The organism is Thermostichus sp. MS-CIW-23, from assembly GCF_054059455.1.
The window spans coordinates 1-20,415 of the sequence record NZ_JBSSCC010000004.1; the positions used below are offsets into that span (position 1 = coordinate 1).

General features: G+C 61.7%; 15 protein-coding genes. 3 read left to right on the top strand and 12 right to left on the bottom strand.

Annotation, left to right across the window (positions count from 1 at the left end):
* Positions 1-230: 230 nt before the first annotated feature.
* The 3 genes from ACVW0B_RS02375 to ACVW0B_RS02385 are packed head-to-tail and all read right to left on the bottom strand — an operon-like array spanning position 231 to position 3,544.
* A complete protein-coding gene (locus ACVW0B_RS02375) occupies positions 231-578 on the bottom strand; it encodes a BolA family protein (RefSeq protein WP_457490860.1) in 348 nt (115 codons plus the stop codon).
* Between the two features lie 4 nt (positions 579-582).
* Positions 583-1,563 (bottom strand): DNA adenine methylase, encoded by a 981-nt coding sequence (locus ACVW0B_RS02380; RefSeq protein ID WP_457490861.1) that lies wholly within the window; start codon positions 1,561-1,563, stop codon positions 583-585.
* 7 nt (positions 1,564-1,570) lie between these two features.
* Positions 1,571-3,544 carry a peptidase M3 gene (locus ACVW0B_RS02385; protein WP_457490862.1) on the bottom strand — a complete coding sequence of 658 codons (1,974 nt, stop codon included), beginning with the start codon at positions 3,542-3,544 and terminating at the stop codon, positions 1,571-1,573.
* 478 nt (positions 3,545-4,022) lie between these two features.
* Here ACVW0B_RS02385 and ACVW0B_RS02390 point away from each other — a divergent pair, with 478 nt between their 5' ends.
* Complete coding sequence (locus ACVW0B_RS02390; protein ID WP_457490905.1) at positions 4,023-5,573, top strand: YifB family Mg chelatase-like AAA ATPase; 1,551 nt, start codon at positions 4,023-4,025, stop codon at positions 5,571-5,573.
* A gap of 87 nt (positions 5,574-5,660) precedes the next feature.
* On the opposite strand, the gene recF is transcribed toward ACVW0B_RS02390, so the two are convergent.
* From recF to rppA, 4 genes are all read right to left on the bottom strand, one after another.
* The gene (recF, locus tag ACVW0B_RS02395; RefSeq protein ID WP_457490863.1) at positions 5,661-6,827 is read right to left on the bottom strand and encodes a DNA replication/repair protein RecF; all 1,167 of its coding nucleotides are present in this window, start codon (positions 6,825-6,827) and stop codon (positions 5,661-5,663) included.
* 168 nt (positions 6,828-6,995) lie between these two features.
* The gene (locus ACVW0B_RS02400; protein ID WP_457490864.1) at positions 6,996-7,688 is read right to left on the bottom strand and encodes a DNA-binding protein; all 693 of its coding nucleotides are present in this window, start codon (positions 7,686-7,688) and stop codon (positions 6,996-6,998) included.
* A 49-nt stretch (positions 7,689-7,737) separates the two neighbouring features.
* A complete protein-coding gene (locus ACVW0B_RS02405) occupies positions 7,738-9,198 on the bottom strand; it encodes a sensor histidine kinase (protein WP_414343060.1) in 1,461 nt (486 codons plus the stop codon).
* Positions 9,199-9,226: 28 nt separating this feature from the next.
* The gene (gene rppA, locus ACVW0B_RS02410) at positions 9,227-9,916 is read right to left on the bottom strand and encodes a two-component system response regulator RppA (protein WP_414355523.1); all 690 of its coding nucleotides are present in this window, start codon (positions 9,914-9,916) and stop codon (positions 9,227-9,229) included.
* 92 nt (positions 9,917-10,008) lie between these two features.
* Here rppA and ACVW0B_RS02415 point away from each other — a divergent pair, with 92 nt between their 5' ends.
* Positions 10,009-10,392 (top strand): hypothetical protein, encoded by a 384-nt coding sequence (locus ACVW0B_RS02415; RefSeq protein ID WP_011434266.1) that lies wholly within the window; start codon positions 10,009-10,011, stop codon positions 10,390-10,392.
* A 19-nt stretch (positions 10,393-10,411) separates the two neighbouring features.
* On the opposite strand, the gene ACVW0B_RS02420 is transcribed toward ACVW0B_RS02415, so the two are convergent.
* The 5 genes from ACVW0B_RS02420 to ACVW0B_RS02440 form a co-directional block, all read right to left on the bottom strand.
* Entirely contained in the window at positions 10,412-11,299 is an 888-nt protein-coding gene (locus ACVW0B_RS02420; protein ID WP_011434267.1) for an ABC transporter substrate-binding protein, read from the bottom strand.
* Between the two features lie 311 nt (positions 11,300-11,610).
* Positions 11,611-12,930 carry an energy transducer TonB gene (locus ACVW0B_RS02425; protein WP_414408478.1) on the bottom strand — a complete coding sequence of 440 codons (1,320 nt, stop codon included), beginning with the start codon at positions 12,928-12,930 and terminating at the stop codon, positions 11,611-11,613.
* 46 nt (positions 12,931-12,976) lie between these two features.
* The gene (locus ACVW0B_RS02430; protein ID WP_457490865.1) at positions 12,977-15,406 is read right to left on the bottom strand and encodes a TonB-dependent hemoglobin/transferrin/lactoferrin family receptor; all 2,430 of its coding nucleotides are present in this window, start codon (positions 15,404-15,406) and stop codon (positions 12,977-12,979) included.
* A 65-nt stretch (positions 15,407-15,471) separates the two neighbouring features.
* On the bottom strand, positions 15,472-16,305 hold the full coding sequence (locus ACVW0B_RS02435) for an ABC transporter ATP-binding protein (RefSeq protein WP_457490866.1): 834 nt from the start codon (positions 16,303-16,305) through the stop codon (positions 15,472-15,474).
* Positions 16,302-17,345, bottom strand: coding sequence for a FecCD family ABC transporter permease (locus ACVW0B_RS02440; RefSeq protein ID WP_414355556.1), 1,044 nt, complete (start codon positions 17,343-17,345; stop codon positions 16,302-16,304). The genes ACVW0B_RS02435 and ACVW0B_RS02440 overlap by 4 nt, the downstream gene beginning before the upstream one ends.
* A gap of 369 nt (positions 17,346-17,714) precedes the next feature.
* Here ACVW0B_RS02440 and mutS point away from each other — a divergent pair, with 369 nt between their 5' ends.
* Complete coding sequence (gene mutS / locus ACVW0B_RS02445; protein WP_457490867.1) at positions 17,715-20,414, top strand: DNA mismatch repair protein MutS; 2,700 nt, start codon at positions 17,715-17,717, stop codon at positions 20,412-20,414.
* Position 20,415: the final 1 nt, after the last annotated feature.

The following is a 20,415-nucleotide window of genomic DNA, read 5'->3' on the forward strand; positions in this document are numbered from 1 at the left end:
CACCCGTGTCAGCCCGGATGGCCTGTGGATCGAACTGCACGGGCGGTCGGAAGCAGGAACCCGCCGAGACGACTGCGCAAGGAGCCATCCATGCGCAGCGTGGTAGGAATCTCCGGCCTTCAGGCCGGGGAGGATGTCAAGATTCCCGTTTGCGACAGCTTCAGCCCCTTTCTCAAAGGGAGAGAGGAGTTGAGGCGATGCACAGCCCGACTGGGAATGCTCCTCTTGGCTCAATTGGCTGATGAACCAGAATCCAGCCCCTGGAGTTGCTCCCACTGGGCGGGGGTAAAGGTGCGCAGGGCCAAAGCATGTAGGCGGCCATCCTGCAGGTAAGCTTTCAGGACCTCATTCACCAGCCGGTGCTGTTTGATCAGGGGCAAGCCCTGGAATTGTTCCGCCACCACGATGGCCTGGAAATGATGGCCATCGCCGACAGTGTCTTCCACCTGCACCCTTGCGCCGGGTAGGGCAGCCCGTACCAATGCCTCAATTTCTCGTGGATCCATGCGCTGTTGTCCCCGTGGTCTCACTGTGTCCAAGCTCAAGATCCCGCCTTGGATCTCGACCTGCTCATCCATTACCCTAGACGGTTCCGGGGCAAAACGGGATCTCTTCCGGCCCACTGCAGGCGGTGGCCAGGCTGGGATGGCTCAGCACCAAGACCTCGGTGATGGGACCGCGTTTGTGGCCCTGGGCGTTGATGGCACGGCTGGCAGAGATGGTCTGGATGGGGTAATCCCGGTACAGTTCCCGCACAAAGGGGCAATCGGAATTGGAGAGCAGCACCTGCACGCCTCGGTCGGCCAATGTTCCAAACACTTCTCGCAGGCGGATCTGTTCCGCTTCGCCGAAGGCAAACCGGCTGTAGGCTGTGAAGCTGCTGCTGGCAGAAAGGGGATAGTAAGGGGGATCCAAATAGACGAAATCCCCGGGTTTGGCTCGTTCGAGCACCTGCCAAAACGGCTGCACTGTGATCTCCACGCCTTGCAAAACTCGTGCCACGGCCCGTAGGTTCTCCGCGTCGCAAATGCGGGGATTACGGTAACGGCCCAAAGGGACATTGAACTCTCCCCGCGAGTTTTCCCGGTAGAGGCCATTAAAACAGGTCTTGTTCAGATACAGCAGGCGGGCAGCCCGTTGCGCCGGATCTTCAAATCGAGCCGCGCGGATGGTGTAGTAATAATCCCGGCTGTGGTGGGCTTGGTGGTGGCTGAGCAGGGCGATAAGCTCCTCCACGTGATCCCGCACGCAGCGATACACATTCACCAGCTCAGGGTTGATATCCGACAAAACAAAGTGTCGAGAACCCGATGGGATCCCTTGGGCCAGATGAAAAAAGACCGCTCCACCCCCCAAAAAGGGCTCGTGATAGGTGTTCCAGGCGCGAGGAAAAAAGGGTTCGTATTGGCTGAGCAGTTGCCCTTTTCCCCCTGCCCATTTTAGGAAGGGACGCGCTTTAACGGCTGGCTCCGCTGGGGTGGGTTCGCAGGAGTCGGGTACAGGGTTCCAGAGTTCTTCCCGCCGCAGAGCACGCCTATGTCCAAGAGAACAAGGGTGGGTCATCGTTGGTTCAGTGATCTGGATCCTCTTCCAGCAGCTTTTCTAGCGTCTCGATCCAATGCTCCAGCTCCTCCAGCGCCTGCAACACTCCCCCTGGGTCGCTCAGATCCGCCTGCAGCATCTGGGTGGCTTCTGCCAAAGTCAGGGATCCGGGCGGGCTGGCCAACCAACGAAGGTAGTGGGGCAGAAAGTTGCGCGGAGAATCATGATAGCGGCGGTGACAGGCCAAGGCCACCAGGCTGGCAAGGCTGGCCTGATAGGCACTGAAGGGGCGGAGAAACAGCTCCGGCATCCCCACCCAGTAAAACTGGTGTTCCGGCAACAGTTCCACCGCATCTCCGCACAGCTCCTGACACAGCTTCAACCACTCTTCGCTCACCCAGGAGGAGTAGGTTACACCGTTTTCCCATTCGGGGATCCCCGACCGATAGAGAATCAGCTCCAGCCGACTGATCAAGCTCTGGTAAAACACCGCCTGCAACTGGGCTTCCAAATGGTGTATCAACAGGGCCTGGGCCAACTGGAGGCTGCCGGAGCGTTCCCGCCAGCGCTGCGGAGCAGTTTGCCCCTCTGGGTCGTAAAGAGCAGGCCTGCCCATGCGAGGGGATCCCACTGCTGAAGCAACCAGGTGATCCAGGAGTATTTGCTGCAAAAAGACGGTGTGAGCCTGCACCCCCCACGCTCGCGGCAGCAGTGCGGAACTCCCCTGCATCTCCTCCAGATCCAGCCAAACTTGGGGATCCTCAGGCCGGAGCCGCTGGCTGATGATAGCAAGAACCTTCAACAGGAGCTCGCTCCCGCCGGATCCCGTTTCTCCCGACCTGGGCGAGAACTCCGTTTCGCCGGGGCGAAAGGCTGCGCCCGCTGCGCGATTGGGCTTGTCTGCCTCGATTGCCGAGCCGACTTCTAGCAGCCAGGGTTTGGCCTGGGCCGCACACTCGGGGCAGAAGTCCTGCAGGGCTGCCCAGATTAGAGAGGTGGCCTCAGCAGGGGTCAGGGGTGGAACGGGATCCCCCCAGGGCGCATGCAGATCGCAGATGCGAATGGAACGCCCCATGTTTCGGCTTTTGAGGCGGTAATAGCGCTGGAACAGATCCAACCGATCGCGGATCCCTTCCAGGAGGTTCTCCAAAAAGGTCTGAGTCAGGCCGTGGCGGGCCAGATACAGGTCGGCAGCAGAGTCATAGCCCCGCCATTGGGCCTCCCACAGGTGGTCGCGGATCAGAGTGCTGAGGATAAACCCACCCAGATCGGCATGGGCTTCTAGGTGTTGGACTAGCCGCTGGTAGGCCACCCAGCGGATCTCCGCGCTGGCGTGAGTTTGTAAGCTCTGCAGCTGGACAAGAGTGTGCTCTGGGAGCGCAGCAGGCGAGTTCAGGGTCACTTGCCACAACTGCCGCCAAGCTAACCTTCCTGTTGGGTACTGTTGGTGGAGCAGGCACTCCAGAGGCTCCGGTTGTTGGTGACCCCGCTGCTGCAGGAGGCGACACAAAAACTGGCGAAAGGGGCGCAGCTCCGGCTCGGCACAAGCAGCGGCCAAGGGATCCGAGGGCCGATCCTCTCGCTCCTGCGGCGTCTCAGCTGCGGGTTCGCCGAGGGGAACGGCGGTCAGGGATTGCAGTTCCAGGGGGAAAAACAACAGCTGGCTCTGCAGGGAGATGACCCGCTCCAGATCCCTCCAGCTGGGGTCTGCCTTCGTCCAGGCCATCTCTGGTTCGGCCTCAGCCGGGATCGCTGTTGGAAGGCTGCTGCTCTCGCAACCCTCGGCAAGATGGGCTGCCAGGGCGAGCGCCTGCGTCAGCTCCGACAACTCCTGCAGCGCCACCGCCAGCTCTGGCGGGCTGAGCTGGACCACCTGCCCCCGGTAGCGCTGGGCAAACTGCTGCACCTGCTCCTCCAGTTCATTCCAGGTTAGGGCGCGCTTTTTCCCAGAGCCAGAGAAACGCTCGAAAGGGGGTTCAGCAGCAGGAAAGACCACCGGCATCAGCCTCCTAGAGATGGGGTCGTCCCTCTGTTGGCTTGTCGGCAGAGGGGTGTGCCCGCCTTTTGACCTCTGCCAAAGGGCAAATGGCTGGGGAAATCTGGGTTGGAGGTGCAGGCTGCGATCAGAGGGATCCGGATCCCTGCTATCCCCCCCTGGGGGTTCCCATCCTGGTCAGAACATAGCCTCACCGCTGCTGTGCTGCGCAAAGGCGGCAGCAACAGCCAACCCAAGCCTGAGCCATTCGGCAAGCTCGGATCCGGGATCCCGCATTCCCCGCATTCATTAAAGACTGCGACTGCGAAAACCGACGTGCCTCCTTTGGGGCAGGAAAAACCTGAGATGATTGTGACATTCTCCTTGGGCAAATGCAGCCGGCAGCGTGGGGATCCCAATTTCGGCCAGGATACGTGTTGGGACAGAATAGGCCTGCGGCCACTTGTGCAAAGGGTAAAAGAACTATCCGAGGGAGGTGACTGCATTGTTTGCTCAAGTCACTGCTGCCGCTCTGCTGGGACTCCGGGCCGTGCAGGTTACGGTGGAGGTGGATGTGGGCGGTGGCTTGCCCCAGATCACCTTGGTGGGACTGCCCGATACTGCCGTTCAGGAGGCCAAAGAGCGAGTGCGGGCGGCGATCAAGAACTCCGGCTTTGCTTTACCCCAGCGGCGGATCATCGTCAACTTGGCCCCTGCCGATCTGCGCAAAGAGGGCCCCAGCTTCGATCTGCCCATTGCCATCGGGATCTTGGCGGCCTCCGGGGTGATCGAGGGGGAAGCACTGGCCAACACCCTGATGGTGGGGGAATTGGCCCTAGACGGCACCCTACGCCCGGTGGCCGGGGTTCTGCCTATTGCCGCCAGCGCTGCCGAGATGGGGATCCGCCGCCTGGTGGTACCCCAGGAAAATGGGCCGGAAGGAGCGGTGGTGCAAGGGATCCAAGTGTATGGGCTGCCCTCCTTGGCGGCGGTGGTGGGCTGGCTGCAAAACCCAGAGGGAGTTGAGCCGGTGCGGATCCAGCCAGAACAGATGTTGCCAACCGAAACGGAACCCCTGCTGGATTTGGCCGATGTGAAGGGGCAAGAACATGCCCGGCGGGCTCTGGAGATCGCGGCAGCCGGCGGGCACAACCTGTTGCTGGTGGGCAGCCCGGGAGCGGGCAAGACCATGCTGGCGCGGCGACTGCCCGGCATTTTGCCCCAGTTGCAGTGGGAAGAGATGTTGGAGATCACCCGCATCTACTCGGCAGCCGGCCTGTTGCGGCAAAACCTGCACCTGGGACGCCAGACCCCCCTGATCGCCCAGCGGCCCTTTCGCGCTCCCCACCATTCGGCTTCGGCAGTGGCGCTGGTGGGTGGCGGCCCCTACCCCAAGCCCGGGGAAATCTCGCTGGCCCACCATGGCATCCTGTACCTGGATGAGCTGACGGAATTCCGGCGGGAGGTTCTGGAGGTGCTGCGCCAACCCCTGGAAGATGGCAAGGTTACCATCTCCCGCGCCCGCGTTTCCCTGGAGTTTCCCGCCCAAACCACCCTGGTGGCCTCCACCAACCCCTGTCCCTGCGGCTTCTACGGGGATCCCGTTCACCCCTGCACCTGTACGCCGCAACAGCGGGAGCGCTACTGGTCCAAGCTCTCCGGCCCGCTGCTGGATCGCATCGACCTGCAGGTGCGGGTCAACCGCCTTAAGCCGGAAGAAATTGTCCGCGCCCAGGGCGGCGAATCTTCCCAAGCGGTGCAGCGGCGGGTGGAGCGGGCACGACAACGGCAGCGGCAGCGCTTTCAAAACGAGCCTGGGATCCACTGCAACGCCCAGATGCAATCCCGCCACCTGCGGCAGTGGTGCTCCCTTTCGGATCCCTGTCGCAAGCTCTTGGAGAACGCCATCCAAAAGCTGGGCCTGTCTGCGCGGGGGAGCGACCGCATCCTCAAGGTGGCCCGCACCATCGCCGATCTCGAGGGCGCGGAGGCCATTGCCCCCACCCACATTGCCGAAGCGATTCAATACCGCAGCCTGGATCGCGCTCGGCTGTAAAGCCCAAGCGCTCGGCGCCGCTGACGCGACCACCCCCAGCCCCCCTCCCAGATAGGGTTTCCCTCACTGCCAGAGCTCCGGTCTGTCCTACGGGATCCCACCCCCTGTTTTGCTGGGAAAAAGCTGCCCCCCTTGCACCTGAAGGATTTGGGCGGCCTTGAGCCAGCTGGCGTCGAAGGATCCCAGATGGGTGGTGGTAACCAAGGTTTGCACGCGCTCCTGAATGGCTTCCAAGAGCTGGTTTTGCCGCTGCAGATCCAGCTCGGCCAGCACATCGTCCAAGAGCAGCAAGGGCGGATCCCTGACCACCTGCTCGATCAGCTCCAGCTCCGCCAATTTCAGAGCCAAAACCAGAGTGCGCTGCTGGCCTTGGGATCCATAGGCGCGGGCGGCAACTCCGTTAATGCACAGCTCCACTTCATCCCGATGGGGGCCCACCAGAGAGCTGCCCAGGGAGTGTTCGGCGGCGGCTTTGGCGCGGATCTCGGCCAAAAACTGGGCTTGGATCACTTCGGGGCTGGCCTGGGGATCCGGCAGGGGCACTTGGGGTCGATAGGTAAGGGTCAGGGTTTCCCGTCCACCGCTAATGACCCGGTGCCAGTGAGCAGCCAAAGGCTCCAGCCGTTGCAGCAGCCGGGCGCGGCGGCGCATAATTCGGCTACCGGTGGTGGCCAGTTGGGCATCCCAGAAGGCCATCTGCGAGAACTGAACGCCAGCAGCCGCTTGCGTTAGCGGGACAGAGTCCTTGGGATCCTGCTTCAAAAGGGCGTTGCGCTGCCTGAGGATCTGGCGATATTGCTCCACCAGGCCGAGATAAACCGGCTCCAGTTGCAGCAACACCCCGTCCAACCAATGGCGCCGCGTCTCCGGAGCGCCCCGCACCAGCTCCAGATCCAGGCTGGAGAACACCACGGCATTCACCTGTCCCAAAAAGTCCGCCTGGCGGCGCAGCACCTGCCCGTCCACCTTCAGGGATCGCCTGCCGCTGCTGCGCAGCTCCATCACCAGCTCATGGGCCACACCCAGCCGTTCCACCGTGGCGGCAATCCGCGCCTGCTGTTCTTCTTGATGCACCAGCTCCCGATCCCGAGCGGCCCGCCGCGAGCGCAAGGTGGCCAACAGCTCCACCGCTTCCAGCAGGTTGGTCTTACCCTGGGCGTTCTCCCCCACCAGGATGGTTTTGGGCGCGTCGAAGGGGATCCCTTGCTCCCGGTAGTTGCGAAAGTGGCGCAGGTGCAGGAAACGCAGGTACACCAAGGGAGATGTAAAGACGCGATCAGTCAGTATTCGAGAAGAACAGCCCCCGCTCTGGGGGCTTTCACTTTAACCCAACTGCAGCAGGGGCAAGAGAAGGTAGAGGGGTTAACCCCGAAGACTCAGCCAGCAGGGATCCCCTCTATCCCCAGTTCCGGGTAGGCCAGATCAGCGCCTGGTCAGGGTAGTCATCCCCCCGAGGCGCTCAGCCGCCAACAGGTGTAGGGCAGCGCGGGCGGAGTAGCGGGCAGCTTTGCTACGGCTGTAGTCGGCGAAGGTATAGCTGCTGGGATCCGTACTTACGTCGCCCAACAGGTTCTGCACTTGATTCTGCAGGTCAGAGACGCTGCCGGAGTTGATGTTGGCGAAGGCCATCTCCGCTTGCAGCCGGCTGAGGTACTCCTGAGCCCGGAAAGGGGCCTCGAAGAAGGAACGGCCAGGGCGGCCCATGAAACCCAGCTCCGCTTCGTAGAGAACTTTGGCTGCTTTGGCTAAGTTTTCCGCTGCTTTGGCCTGCTCGCGGGCGGCGAAGAAGTTCCCCGCCTCAAGTGAGGCTTGGGCGTTGGTGAAACTCTCCTGGCCGTGTTCCAAAAGGCGGGCAGCCTCTGGGGAAGACCCCCGCTGAGAGAGGAAGCTGGCTTCGGCCAGGTGTCGCTGCGCCTTAGCCAGATCGCGGCTGGCTCGCTCAAGATCCCGCGGGCGCTGCCAAGTTGGCTGTACCTGAAGGGGAGCTGTGGCTTCAGGAGCAGAGCGTCTGCCCCGCTGGGCTTGCGCCGGGGATCCCAGCACCAGGGGGGTGAGCAGAACCAAAATCGGCAGAGAACAACCCAGAGCGCGAGCAAAAGAGGAACGAATCGTCATTGGTCATAGACTCCAATCGACAGGACAAGCCGGTTTGGGTTATCGCGGCTCATCTTGAGAATGGCGGAGAAAAATGACGTGAAGATGACAAGGGCAGCTCTACCGTAAATATCGATCCCTCTCCCACTTGGCTGGCCACTCGCAGGGATCCCCGATGGGCGGTGACGATCTGCTGGGCCAAGGCCAGGCCCAGACCGAACCCACCCGTATGGCGAGCACGGGTTTCATCCACCCGGTAAAACCGCTCAAACAGATGGGGCAGATGCTCGGGGGGAATGCCAATGCCTGTATCCTTGACGTGGAGGTAAGCGCGCTGGCGCTGGCTTTCCAGGCTCACCTGCACTGTGCCGCCTGCAGGGGTGTACTGCAGGGCATTGCGCAGTAGGTTCTCGATGGCCTGCCGCAGCAGGGCAGCGTTCCCCCGCACAAGCCAACCCCCAGAAAGATCCGTCTCAGGCAGGTGGCATTGCCAGTGAAGGCCAAGGGCCTCAGCTTGGGGGCGGTATTGCTCGCTCAGCTCCTGCAACAGCGCTCGCAAATTCAGAAGCGGCAGATCCTCCAGGGGCAGGGATCCCTGCTGGCGGGCCAACTGCAGCAAGGTATCGATCAGCACGCTGAGGCGGCGGGCACCGCTCACCACCTTTTCCAGGCGAGGTTGAGCTTGTTCCGGGGCCAGCAGAGCCATTTGAGCATTGCTCATCAGGGCGGCCAGGGGGGCGCGCAACTCGTGGGAAGCATCGGCAGTGAAGCGTTGCAACTGCTCGTAGGAGCGACGAATCGGCTGCATCGCCAGCCCCCCCAAGATCCAGCCGGCCCCGCCGATCAACGCCAGCGTCAGCGGGATCCCGATCCCCAACCCCCAGCGCAAGCGACCCAGGGTAAGTTGCAGCGGTTCCAGGGGCACCGCCAGTTGCAAGTAGCCCAGTAGCTTTTCCTCCTGCTGCACCGGCAGCGTGAGCTGGCGCAACAGTAAGCCGCTCTCTCCTTCCACCGTTTGGAAACCCAGTTGGAGATGGTGAGGCGGGCCATCCAAGTCAAACAGCTCCAGAGGAGGCCGGGATCCCGTGTACTGGCGCAGGGATCCCAAGCTTTCCCTTCCGGTGCCGGGAGCAGGATCGAACCAGCGCACATAGGCCAAGTGATGGTCGAGGGGTTGGGTTTTCCCCCCCAAAAAGGGCACCTCGTTCAACACCAACCGCCACTGCCCCTGGCGCAGCTCGTACTTAATGGCTGCCGCCATGATCCCGGCCTGAACCTGCAGCTCCTCGTCAAAAGCCTGCAACTGGTTCTCCACTTCCAAGCGGTAGAAGACGGCGGCAAACACCAGCAGGATCCCCCCCATGACCCCGGCAAAGCTGCGGGCCAAGCGACGGCGGCTGTGGTGAAACACCAGGGATCCCGTCCCTCTTGTCGCAGCCTTCTGCCCCAGGTGCGGCTGAAGGGGGTGTGCCAGGGAAACCCAGTTCCAGCCCAGCCATGGGAGAGAATGCTTGTGTTCAGCTCTTTTCACCTCCATCGCCACCCCCTAGAAACTGCTTTCATGGGTTCTCTTCTGGAGAGGCTATGCGCAGCCGGTACCCCTGGCCATACACCGATTCCAGCCAATCTTGGGCCTCCACCTCTTTTAACCGTAGCCGCAACCGCCGCACCAACGCAGCCACGGCATTGCTCTCCGGCTCACAGCCCCATTCCCACACCGCCTGCTCGATCTGGCCCCGACTGAGCACCTGGTTGGGATGGCGCATCAGGTATTCCATCAATTGAAACTCCTTGCCCGAAAGCTGTACCTGCCTCCCCTGCCGCTCTAGGGTCAGGCTGGCCAAGTGCAAGTGCAGGGATCCCAGGCTGAGGCTGTCTCCTTGCCATTGGGGGGAACGGCGTCCCAAAGCCCGCACCCGTGCCAGCAGCTCCACCAGATCCACCGGCTTGACCAAATAGTCGTCCGCCCCCGCATCCAACCCCTGCACCACATCCGATGTTGCGTCTTTGGCAGTTAACATCAGCACCGGCGCACATCCCCCCGATTGGCGGTATTGCCGACAGAGCTGGATCCCGCTTGGCCCCGGCAGCATCCAATCCAAAATCAGGAGATCATAGGCTTTCTCCTCCATCAGCCAGGCAGCCATCTCCCCTTCCTTGGCACAGTCAACCACGTGGCCGCACTTGGACAGGGCAGCCTGTAAAGGCTCCAACTGTTCCGGGTCGTCCTCCACCAGCAAAATTCGCATCGTCCTGTGCGCCGTTGACCAAGACGGCCAGTTCCCACTGCCCAGGCTAGGATGGATCACGGAAATAGCCCTCTGCAAGGGAGAGAACAACGGTGGGGTGGCCCAAAATCCATCGGTGGCAAGATCTAGGGTTTGATTTTTGGCTGGTGCTGCCCTTGGCAGGGCTTCTTTTTGTGGCGGGGGGAGAGTGGGTGACGGGCCAAGCGCTGAGCCGTCCTCGCCGGCTAGAGCAACCTTTGGCGATTCGCAGCCAGCAACAAGCCACCTTGGCTCTGGATATTCTTTCCATTCAGGCGGAGATCCGCCGCTCCCGTGGCTACACCAAGGTGGAGGTGACTACCACCAATCCCCACCTGCGCAAGCTGGAATTTGAATTTCCACAACTGGATCCAGACCAGGTGTCGGCTCAGATTGCCCAAGAGCTTGGCCTTGCTCCCGAGCAAGTGCAGCGCCTGACCCGCTATAGCTTGGACTAGAGAGACACTCCAAGTCCGTTCAAAAAATGCGGGCTAACTGCTCGCAGGCAACTCTAATTTTCTCCAAGCTACCGGGATTGACCAAGCCGTAGTAGTCAAATCCATAAACTTTCCCAGTTTGGACGGCTTGCAACCGATTCCAAAAGGGGCGGGAACGGAAAAACGCCAAGGGATCCGCCGCCTCCGGGTTGACCACCAGCAGAACTTCTGGGTTGGCTTCCAGGATGCGCTCTGCCGAAAGGGTGACGTAGCCCCGAAAAGGCCCTTGGCTTTGCAAGGTAGCGGTGAGATTGTCCGCGCCAAAGCGTTCCAGCAGATCCCCGGCCCAGCTTTGCCGGTTGGGAGAAAGAATCGGCTGGGTGCCCACCAAGAGCAAGGTTTTGGGTCGAACGCGGGGCAGTTCCTGGGGCAAAAGGGATCCATACTGCCGCAGCAAGGGATCGGGATCCGCCCCCAAAGCAGCAGCCAGGGTGGCAATCGTCTCTTCCAAAGCAGCCCAACTGTCCACGCGGGTGAGGTAGGTGGGGATCCCCAGCTCCTGCAGCCGTTCTGCCAGAGCCTCGTGAAAGCCACTGGCCCCCACCACCCAGTCCGGTTGTAGGGCCACAAGCTGCTCCAGGTTGGGTTGGTTGCCCAGCCCCAGGCGGGTCAAGCCTTGGAAGCGGGGATCCTCCTCCAACAAACGACCGGCAGGGATCCCCACCAACCTATCGGGGGCCAAGCGATAGAGGATATCGGCAGTCAAGGTGGTGAGGCTGGCTACCCGACGAAAAGGACTCTGTCTCGCTGACAGGAGTGGCTCCTGAGGGATCCGACCTTGGGCTTGGGCCAAACGCCCCATTCCCCAGGCCCCCACGCTGGCCAGACCAAAGGCGAACAGTTGACGGCGAGAAAGACGAGACAGCATAGACAATCTGATACATTTACGCTGAACACTGCTGAACATCACTGTTCAACTATGCAGCGATAGCATTCTGTTTGTTTCCAAACAGAATGGCGGTATCCCGCAAAGCTTTGAGTAGAATACCCAAAGCGCAGTTTCCGTGTCGTCTTACTACCAATTTTCTGCTTTGCTTTGGCTACCATGTTGGCAGACTCGAAAGTAAACAGAAAGATCAACTGGTAGTAATCCGTACTGAACATATTATACATTATTTTCAGTATAGTTGAGCTTATTATTGACTAGAGTCATGCTCCAAAACAATTCCCAAACAGCAATCAATTGAGGGTGAACTGGATGGGCACCACCACCCAAGACTCGATGGGGGCGTTGTTTCTCAAGGCCGGGCTGAATTCCCACCGCTGCACCGCCTCCTGCGCTGCCCTATCCAGGGCGGGAAACCCACTGGAAGAGGCGATCTCCACCTGCTGCACCTGCCCCTGGGCATTGACCTTGGCCCGCAGCAGCACCTGCCCCTGTTGGCCGAGACGGCGAGCTTGAGGAGGGTAGGGGGGCGGAGGATTGCGACCGGGGATCGGGCGGGCCAGGATGTCCGGCTGGGGGTTGGCAGCCACTGTCGGTGGGGAGGAACTGGGGGTGGCAGGTGTTGGGGCAGAGGAATGGGGTTGGGCTGCACCTATACCGCCAGGTGTCCCAGTTTCAGGATCCCTTGGCCCCAATCTGCTCTCGCTGCCGGGGGAAGGCGGAGCGGCGGCAGTCTTTACGCTGGAACGGATCCCTTGGATCAAGGGGGTAAAGCGGGGCAGAGGGGTGCTTGAGGTAACCGGGGCGGAGGTGAGTGGAGTCGCTGTAGAGGTGGGGGTAACCGCCGGAGTTGGGGTGGGCTGTTGTGGCGGAGGAGTGGGTTGCGGGGTAGCTGTCGGTAATGGGGTCAGTGGAGGAGTAGGGGTGGGTTCTGGCTTTGCCGTGGGAATGGGTGTAGGGGTCGGTGGAGGCGTAGGGGTCGGAGTTTGCAGGGCCAGCAAAGATTCAGCCTCCGGGATGGCTGGCATCTCGATCTCTTGGGGCACAGGCTCCGGTGGGGATAGATCGTCTGCAGGGGGCGATTCCGGGGCCGGGCCGGGCGGCTCTGCTGTTGGCTCTGGTGGGAGAGATTCTATGGATTCTGAATCCGGTTCGAGCAACTGTGGCTCGGGATCCTCCAGCAAAAGCGTGACTGGGATCCGGAGTTCTGCGTCTGATAAAGGCCGGGATCCCCACCAAGCCAGCCCCAGCAGCGCCATCAGGTGCAAGAGGAGGGAAATCAACCCCTCCCGGCGCAGCGGTCGGGGATCCCTGGCTCGCAGGTGGAGGACGGTCCCCGGCGGATCTTCCCCCTCCTGGCAAGCTGTCCAGAGGGCAGCCCAGCTATAGCCGGCCACCCAAGCCTCTTGCAGCAGCTCCTCGGCACACTCCAGCCAGCCGCTCTCTCTTGCGCCAGCCCAAAGCCACAACGCCAACCAAGCCAGCCCCGCCTCCCAGGCCATGCCCGCCTGCTGCCAATACCACCCCTGCAGTCGCCACAAAAGCTGGGGACAGGACTTCCGAAGAAGAGAGAGGGATCCCTTGGGGGTGCGGGCAGGTGGCTCGGCAAGCATCGGTTAGAGCAGGATCCAGAGTAAACACGGCCTCAGGTCTTGGCCCCTAAAACCGGGTGGAAAAACTGAGCGCAGCATGCCGTCCCGGCTGGGCCCGCCGTTCCACTTCAGGGCCGACAAAGAGAGAGCGGGTTTCGGAGTAGAGAAAATACTTTTCATCAAAGAGATTGAACACCCCGAAATTCAATTGCCAGTTGTCGTCCAGGTTGTAGTAGCCCAGCAGATCCACCACGGTGTAGCCCTTGGGCACAAACGGAATTTGAGGTGGAGCGTTGGGGTTCGGTTGCACTACCTCCCGTTGCGGGTCGCGGGGATCCGCCACCAGCGTGGCCACCAACCTGGCTCCCCAGATCTGGCTGGGATCGTCGTAGTGCAGTCCCAGTACTGCCGTCAGTGGCTCAATGGAAAGGAGGGGTTTGTTTTCGGTGAGGTTGTCCCCCACCGCCCAGGCAAAGCTGCCATTGAGGCTCCAGCCGGTCAAATCGGGGCTGAAGAAGTACTGCCCGGTGGCTTCTACACCATAGATGCGGGCCCGACTGACGTTCTGGCTCTGAAAGAGAGTCACCGGTGGAGGTGGCGGGCTCCCTGGCGGGCCGGGGGGTGAAGGCTCGGATCCCACCTCCCGGAAAGCCTCGATAAAGTCGTTGTAGGTGTTGTAGTAGGCGGCCAAGCTAAAGCTGGCCTGGGGGTAGATCCCCCGCAACCCCACTTCAAAGCCTTGGCTGGTTTCCGGTCGCAAGTTGGGATTGGAAAGGGTGCGGTAGCGGAAGAAGGGGCTGACCAGGTTGGTGAAGCCGCTGTTGATTTCGTTGTACTGAGGGGCCCGAAAACCGGTGTTGTACTGGGCCGTAAAGGTGAGGTTGGGATTAATCCTCCACACCAGGCCCACCTTGGGAGAAATGGCATCGGCAAACAGGCTGGCGGCTTCTGCCCCACTTTTCAAGAAGGCTTCGTCAGGGCTGGGGGTGAGGCGGTAGGTGTCGTAGCGGATGCCGGGGATGAGGGTAAAGTTGCCGCCCCCAAAGTCGATCTCATCTTGCAAATACAGCCCAAAGCGCACGGTATCGGAGTCGGGAAAATCTTTGGTGGGAAAAGTGTCCGGGGGGATGTTTTGGGTGACTGCCCCGGTCAGCAGGTTGGTTTGGAAGCGGTTGCGGGGACGTTCGTTGCGGGTGGTGGAGATCTCCATTCCATACACCAAGCGGTGGGAGAGATCCCCGGTTTGGAAGCGGCTCTGGGCCTGTACGCTGGCTCCCAGAATGTTGCTGACCAGCTCGTTGAAGGTATCCCGACGCACAGGCACGGGCCGACCTTGTACCGTGAGGGTGCGTTCTTCCACGCTGGGCTCCTGGGTGCGGGCCGGCTGGTAGTAGATCTGGACGGTGGCCAGCTCAAAAGCGGGGGTATCGGGGTTGGCGTAGCGATATTCCAAACTGAGGCGGCTGCGCTCGGTCTCAATGGTCTCCCTGAAAAAGCGGATGCCGGGATCCAGGTTGCGGGGCGAAAAGGTGGTGGTGGTGCGGTTGTGGAAGTATTCCGCCGTCAGGGTGAGGCTGTCAAAGGGACTGAAGCGATAGACCAGCTTGGCCAGAACATTGTCTCCCTCCACCGTCTGCCGATCCTTGAAACTGGGATCCGCCTGGATATCCGGCTCTCTGGCGTCGCGGCGAGTGTAGATGAGCAGGGCCTCTAAGTTATCCTGCCGACCCGCCAAGCTGAGGGTGTTGACGTACCCTTGGTTTTTGCTGTCGTACTGGCTGGACAGGCCCACATGGCTGTCCCGTTCCCCCAGCAGATCGGCTGGATCCAGGGTGGTATAGGTCACCACACCCCCCAGCGCGTCGCTGCCGTAGAGGGTGGAGGCGGGGCCGCGGATAATTTCTACAGTTTTCAGGGTCTCCAGCTCAAAGGTATCCCGGCCAATGGTGAAGGGGCCGAAGGAAAATCGCTCCGGCTGGCGGATCCCATCCACCTGGATCAACACCCGGTTGGCGTCGAGGCCGCGGATGTTGAAGTCCTGCAGGCCGTAGCGAACGCTGCGCCGCACGCTCACCCCCGGCTCGTAGCGCACCAGATCCTGAATGTTTTGAAGCAGCTCCCGCCGCAACCGCTCCCGGTCGATGACGGTAATGCTGGCGGGCGAGTCGGCCAAGGTGCGCTCGGTGCGAGTACCGGTTACGGTGACCTGTTGCAGGTTAAAGATCGGCGTGCCTTCCTGCTGGAGAGCCCGAAGCTCGGCCTGTAGCCGCTCCACCTCTGCCTGATCCCCCCGCTGGCGGGCAGCTTCGATTTGCGCCTTCAGCTCCCTAATCTGCTCTGGCAGGGTGGTCGGTGCAGGGGTGGCCTGGGCCAACAGCGGCGGAGTTGTCGAATCAGGGATCCGGGCATTGGGCTGAGCCTGGGACAGGGATCCCCAGCCCACTCCCAAACTCAACCCCAAACTCACCACCCGCCACCAACGACCGTTCACGCGCATAACCTCTCATGCTCCTCGAAATCCACAACAGGGAAAATTCACTGCAAAACCGGACAAACCCTCCCTCAGCACCCTGACACCGGCAGGGAGAGGAGCCTTGCTGCCGCTGGAGCTGTGCTGCGCAGGGGGCAAAGCTGTGGCCCTACCGGAGTCGAGATCCACTCCACCTCCAGGCCAAACACCTGTCGCACCCGGCTGGGGGTCAACACCGCCAAGGGAGACCCCAGGGCCTGCATCTGGCCGGATCCCAGCAAGGCAATCTGCTCGCTGTAGCGAATGGCCAAGTTCAGGTCGTGCAGCACCGTAACTACCGTCAGCCCCTGCTCCTGCTTCAGCCGTTGCAACAGCTCCAGCAGCTCCAGTTGGTAGCGCAGATCCAAAAAGGTGGTGGGCTCATCCAACAGCAGCACCTGCGGCTCCTGCGCCAAAGCCAGCGCCAGAAAAGCCCGTTGCCGCTCTCCCCCCGAGAGGGTTTCCACCCGCCGCAGCGCCAGGGATCCCAGTCCTGCTTGCTCCAGAGCCCACTCCACCCGCTGCCGATCCGCCGGCGTCAACTGCCACGCCCACCAGGGCTGGTGGGGAGAACGCCCCAGACTCACCAATTGCCGCACCGTCAGCCCTGCCGGGATCCGCTGCTGCTGCGGCAAAAGAGCCAACTGCCGGGCCACCTGCTTTGGAGTGAGTTGAGCGTGCAGATCCCGACCGCCCAAGTACACGCGCCCAGCTTGGGGAATCAGAACCCGACTCAACAGCCGCAGCACCGTCGATTTGCCCGAACCATTGGGGCCGACAATGCTCAGCCATTCCCCCTGTTGCACGCTGAAGCTCACCTGTCGCACCACCGTCCGGGATCCGTAGCCCCCGCTCAAATCCTCGACCTGCAGGATGGGCTCTCTCATCGCCCTGCCCCCTGCTGCCACAGCAGCCAGCCGAAAAAGGGAGCCCCCATCACAGCGGTGACAATCCCCACCGGCAGCTCTATCGGGCCCAAACGGCTCAGGATATCGGCGCCGCTCAGCAGGGTCGCCCCCGCCAAGGCAGAAAGGGGCAACAGCCAGCGGTAATCGGATCCCACCCCCTGCCGCACCATGTGGGGCACCACCAAACCGACAAAGCCGATCAACCCCCCCACACTGACGGCGGTTGCCGCCAGCCAAGCCGCCACCAGACCAATCACCACCCGCGTCCGCGCCAGAGGGATCCCCAAGCTCACCGCCATCTCTTCCCCCAAGCTCAGCAGGTTTAAAGCCCGCGCCTGCCCCCATCCCAATCCCAAGCCGACCAGGATATACGCCCCGGCCACCTGCACCTCTGGCCAGCCCCGCCCGCTCAAGCTGCCGATCAACCAGGTGAGAGCCACCTGCACCCGGTCATCTGCCATCAACAACAAGGTGGAGCTAATGGCCCCAAACAGGGCGCTGACGGCCACCCCCGCCAAGATCAGCCGCTCCACCGCCAGTCCCGAGGGAGTACGCGCCAACCCGTACACCAACACGGTAGTCAGCACCCCGCCCACCCAAGCGGCCAGGGGCACCCAAGCCGTCCACTCTCCCAAGGTGAGCAACCCCACCGCCGCCAGGCCCGCCCCCGCCGAAATGCCCAGCAGGTAGGGATCCGCCAGCCCATTGCCCAGCATCCCCTGCAACAGGGCCCCTGCCATCCCCAGAGCCGCCCCCAGCAACTGGGCCAAGAGCGCCCGCGGCAGCCGCAACTGCCAAACAATCGTCTGCCGAATGGGATCCCCCTGCCCCCACAGGGCTTGCCAGAGTTCTGGGAAAGTCATGGGAACGGATCCCAAAGCAATCGAGACCAAAAGTACTAGGAAAATGAAACTCAATAGCAAACAGGTCAAACCGATTGGCGAGAGCAGCCGCTTTCTTTGCCCCCAGCCTCTGCCCCCCTCAACCTCTGTATACGGACACTCGCGATCGACCAGCACCGGGAAAACCTCTCGAGCTTTGCCCAGGAAGAGAGCCTTCTGAGGCCAAGAAACCCCCTCCGCCCGCAAGGGCGGGATGGAAAACTCAGCCAAGTTGGCCAGGCCTCCCTCCCGAGCTTTATTGAAAGTCAAACTCAACAAAACGTAGTCGCTAGAATAGCAAGGCTTCTTGGATGTTGCAAGTCAGGGGGGATCCAACTACCCTGAGCGAGGTCATGGCAACCAACCGCGAAATGGGAATCAGGGGAGAAGGGCTGGGGAAACGTCTCAAACTTCATCTAGACCTGGATCTAGAATGGCCCAAGCTGGTCGGCCCGAGTTGGCTAGACTCCGAACCTTCAGCCCATTGCTTGCCCACGTTTTGATGCCATGAGTTCTTCCGCCGAGCCTACTTGGGATGCCTTAGAGGTAGATCCCGCCCTGCTCACCCCCATGATGCAGCACTATGTGGAGCTGAAGCGGCAGTATCCCCACGCCATCTTGCTCTACCGCCTGGGGGATTTCTACGAGATGTTCTTCCAGGACGCCCAGCGGGTGTCGCGGGAGCTGGAGCTGGTGCTCACCGGGCGGGAAGCAGGGGCCATAGGGCGGGTGCCCATGTGCGGGATCCCTTACCATGCTTTCGACCGCTACGCTGCCCAGTTGGTGGCCAAAGGCTATGCCCTGGCCGTCTGCGACCAGATGGAGCCGGCAGATCAGGCCAAGGGCTTGGTGCGGCGGGAAGTGACGCGGGTGATCACCCCTGGCACCGTCCTCGAAGAGGAGCTGCTGCAGGCGCGGCAAAACAACTACCTGGCAGCCGTCGTGCGGCTCAAAGGATCGAAGCAGGCTCCCTGCCGCTGGGGCCTAGCCTATGCGGATATCTCCACCGGCGAGTTCTGGGTGTGTCAGAGCGAGGGGCAAGAGCAACTGGAGCAGGAACTGGCCCGGCTGCAGCCGGCAGAGGTTTTGCTGCCCACCGAGGAGGGGCTGGGACTAGGCCTCATCCGTCCAGGGGATCCCCAGAAGCCCCTGGGTCTCCCCAACCAATACGCCTATACCCTGCGCCCAGCCGAACCTTTTGAACTGGCGGTGGCGCGGGAGAACCTCATGCAGACCTACGGCCTGCGCTCTCTGGAAGGATTGGGCTGTGAGGGATTGCCTCTGGCGGTGCGAGCAGCGGGAGGGCTTTTGCACTACTTAGAAGAAACCCATTCGCCTCAGCGGTGCGTAGCACCAAAGACCCTGCTGCAGCCTTCTCCCCAGGGAGGCCACCCGCTCCTGCCTCCCCCGCGCACCTATCAGTTGACGGATTACCTCATCTTGGATGCCCAAACCCGGCGTAACTTGGAGCTCACCCAGACCATCCGAGAGGGGGCTTTTGTGGGATCCCTGCTCTGGGTGCTGGATCACAGCCGTACAGCCATGGGGGGGCGCACTTTGCGGCGCTGGCTAATGCAGCCTTTGCGGGATTCGGAGCAAATCCGCCTTCGCCAAGACACCATCCAAGAGCTTTTGGAAAACCCTTCTCTGCGGGCCCGCCTGGGATCCCTTCTGGACTCTCTGTACGACCTGGAGCGGCTGGCCAACCGCGTCGGATCGGGCACCGCCAACCCGCGCGAGATGGTGGCCTTGGGATCCTCCTTGGGCAAACTGCCCCAGTTGGCCGAGCTGGTGGGGGAAGCCAAGACTCCCCTCTTGCAAAGCCTGCAACAGGTGGATCCCGCCCTGGTTGAGCTGGGCCAACGCATCGAGCACACCCTCCTGCCCTCCCCTCCCCCTGTGCTCACCGAAGGGGGGCTAATCCGGCCCGGCGTCGATCCGGAGCTGGACAGGCTGCGGCAGCAGGTGGAGCAAGACCGCCAGTGGATTGCCCAGTTGGAGAAAACCGAGCGCGAGCGCACTGGGATCCCCACCCTCAAAGTTGGCTTCAACAAGGCTTTCGGCTACTACATCAGCATCAGCCGCGCCAAGGCCCACCAAGTCCCCAAAGAGTACATCCGCAAGCAAACCCTGACCAACGAAGAGCGGTTCATTACCCCCGAGCTCAAAGAAAAAGAGGCCCGCATCCTCACAGCCCAAACCGACATCAACCAGCGGGAATACGAGCTGTTTGTGCAGTTGCGCCAAGAGGCAGGATCCCGGGCCGAAGCCATCCGCCAAGTGGCCCAGACCCTGGCTGCCGTCGATGCTCTGTTTGGCCTGGCGGAAGTGGCAGTGCAGCAGGGATACACCCGTCCCCTCCTCACAACAGACCGCCGGCTCATGATCGAGGAGGGTCGCCACCCGGTGGTGGAAAAATCCCTGCCCCAGGGCCTCTTCGTGCCCAATTCGGTGCAACTGGGATCCCCCCACGGCCCCGATTTGATCGTCCTCACCGGGCCCAACATGTCCGGCAAGTCCACTTACCTGCGGCAAATTGGGCTCATCCAAATCCTGGCCCAGATGGGCAGCTTTGTCCCCGCGCGGCGGGCAGAGTTGGGCCTCTGCGACCGCGTATTTACCCGCATTGGCGCTGTGGACGATCTGGCTACCGGCCAGTCCACCTTCATGGTGGAAATGAACGAGACCGCCAACATCCTCAACCACGCCGGCGAGCGATCCCTGGTGCTGCTGGACGAGATTGGCCGAGGCACCGCTACCTTCGATGGCCTTTCCATTGCCTGGGCGGTGGCGGAATACCTGGCCACTCAGGTGCGCGCCCGTACGGTCTTTGCCACCCACTACCACGAGCTCAACCAACTGGAGACCTTGCTGCCCAACGTGGCCAACTTTCAGGTGGTGGTCAAGGAATTGCAAGATCGCATCATCTTCTTGCACCAGGTACAGCCTGGGGGGGCAGATCGCTCCTATGGCATCGAGGTGGGACGCATGGCCGGCCTGCCCCAGCCGGTAATCCAGCGGGCCAAACAGGTGCTGGCCCTAGTGGAAAAACACAGCCGCATTGGCCTGGGCTTGAGAAACCAAGGGAAAAGCCAACCTGCCCAGAAGAACTGCAAAAAAGAGCCCGCTCCCAATCGCAGCCCCGATTCCGCCGTTGGGGATCAACTGTCTTTGATCCCAGCACCTCTCTCTCCCGATTGGCCTTAGA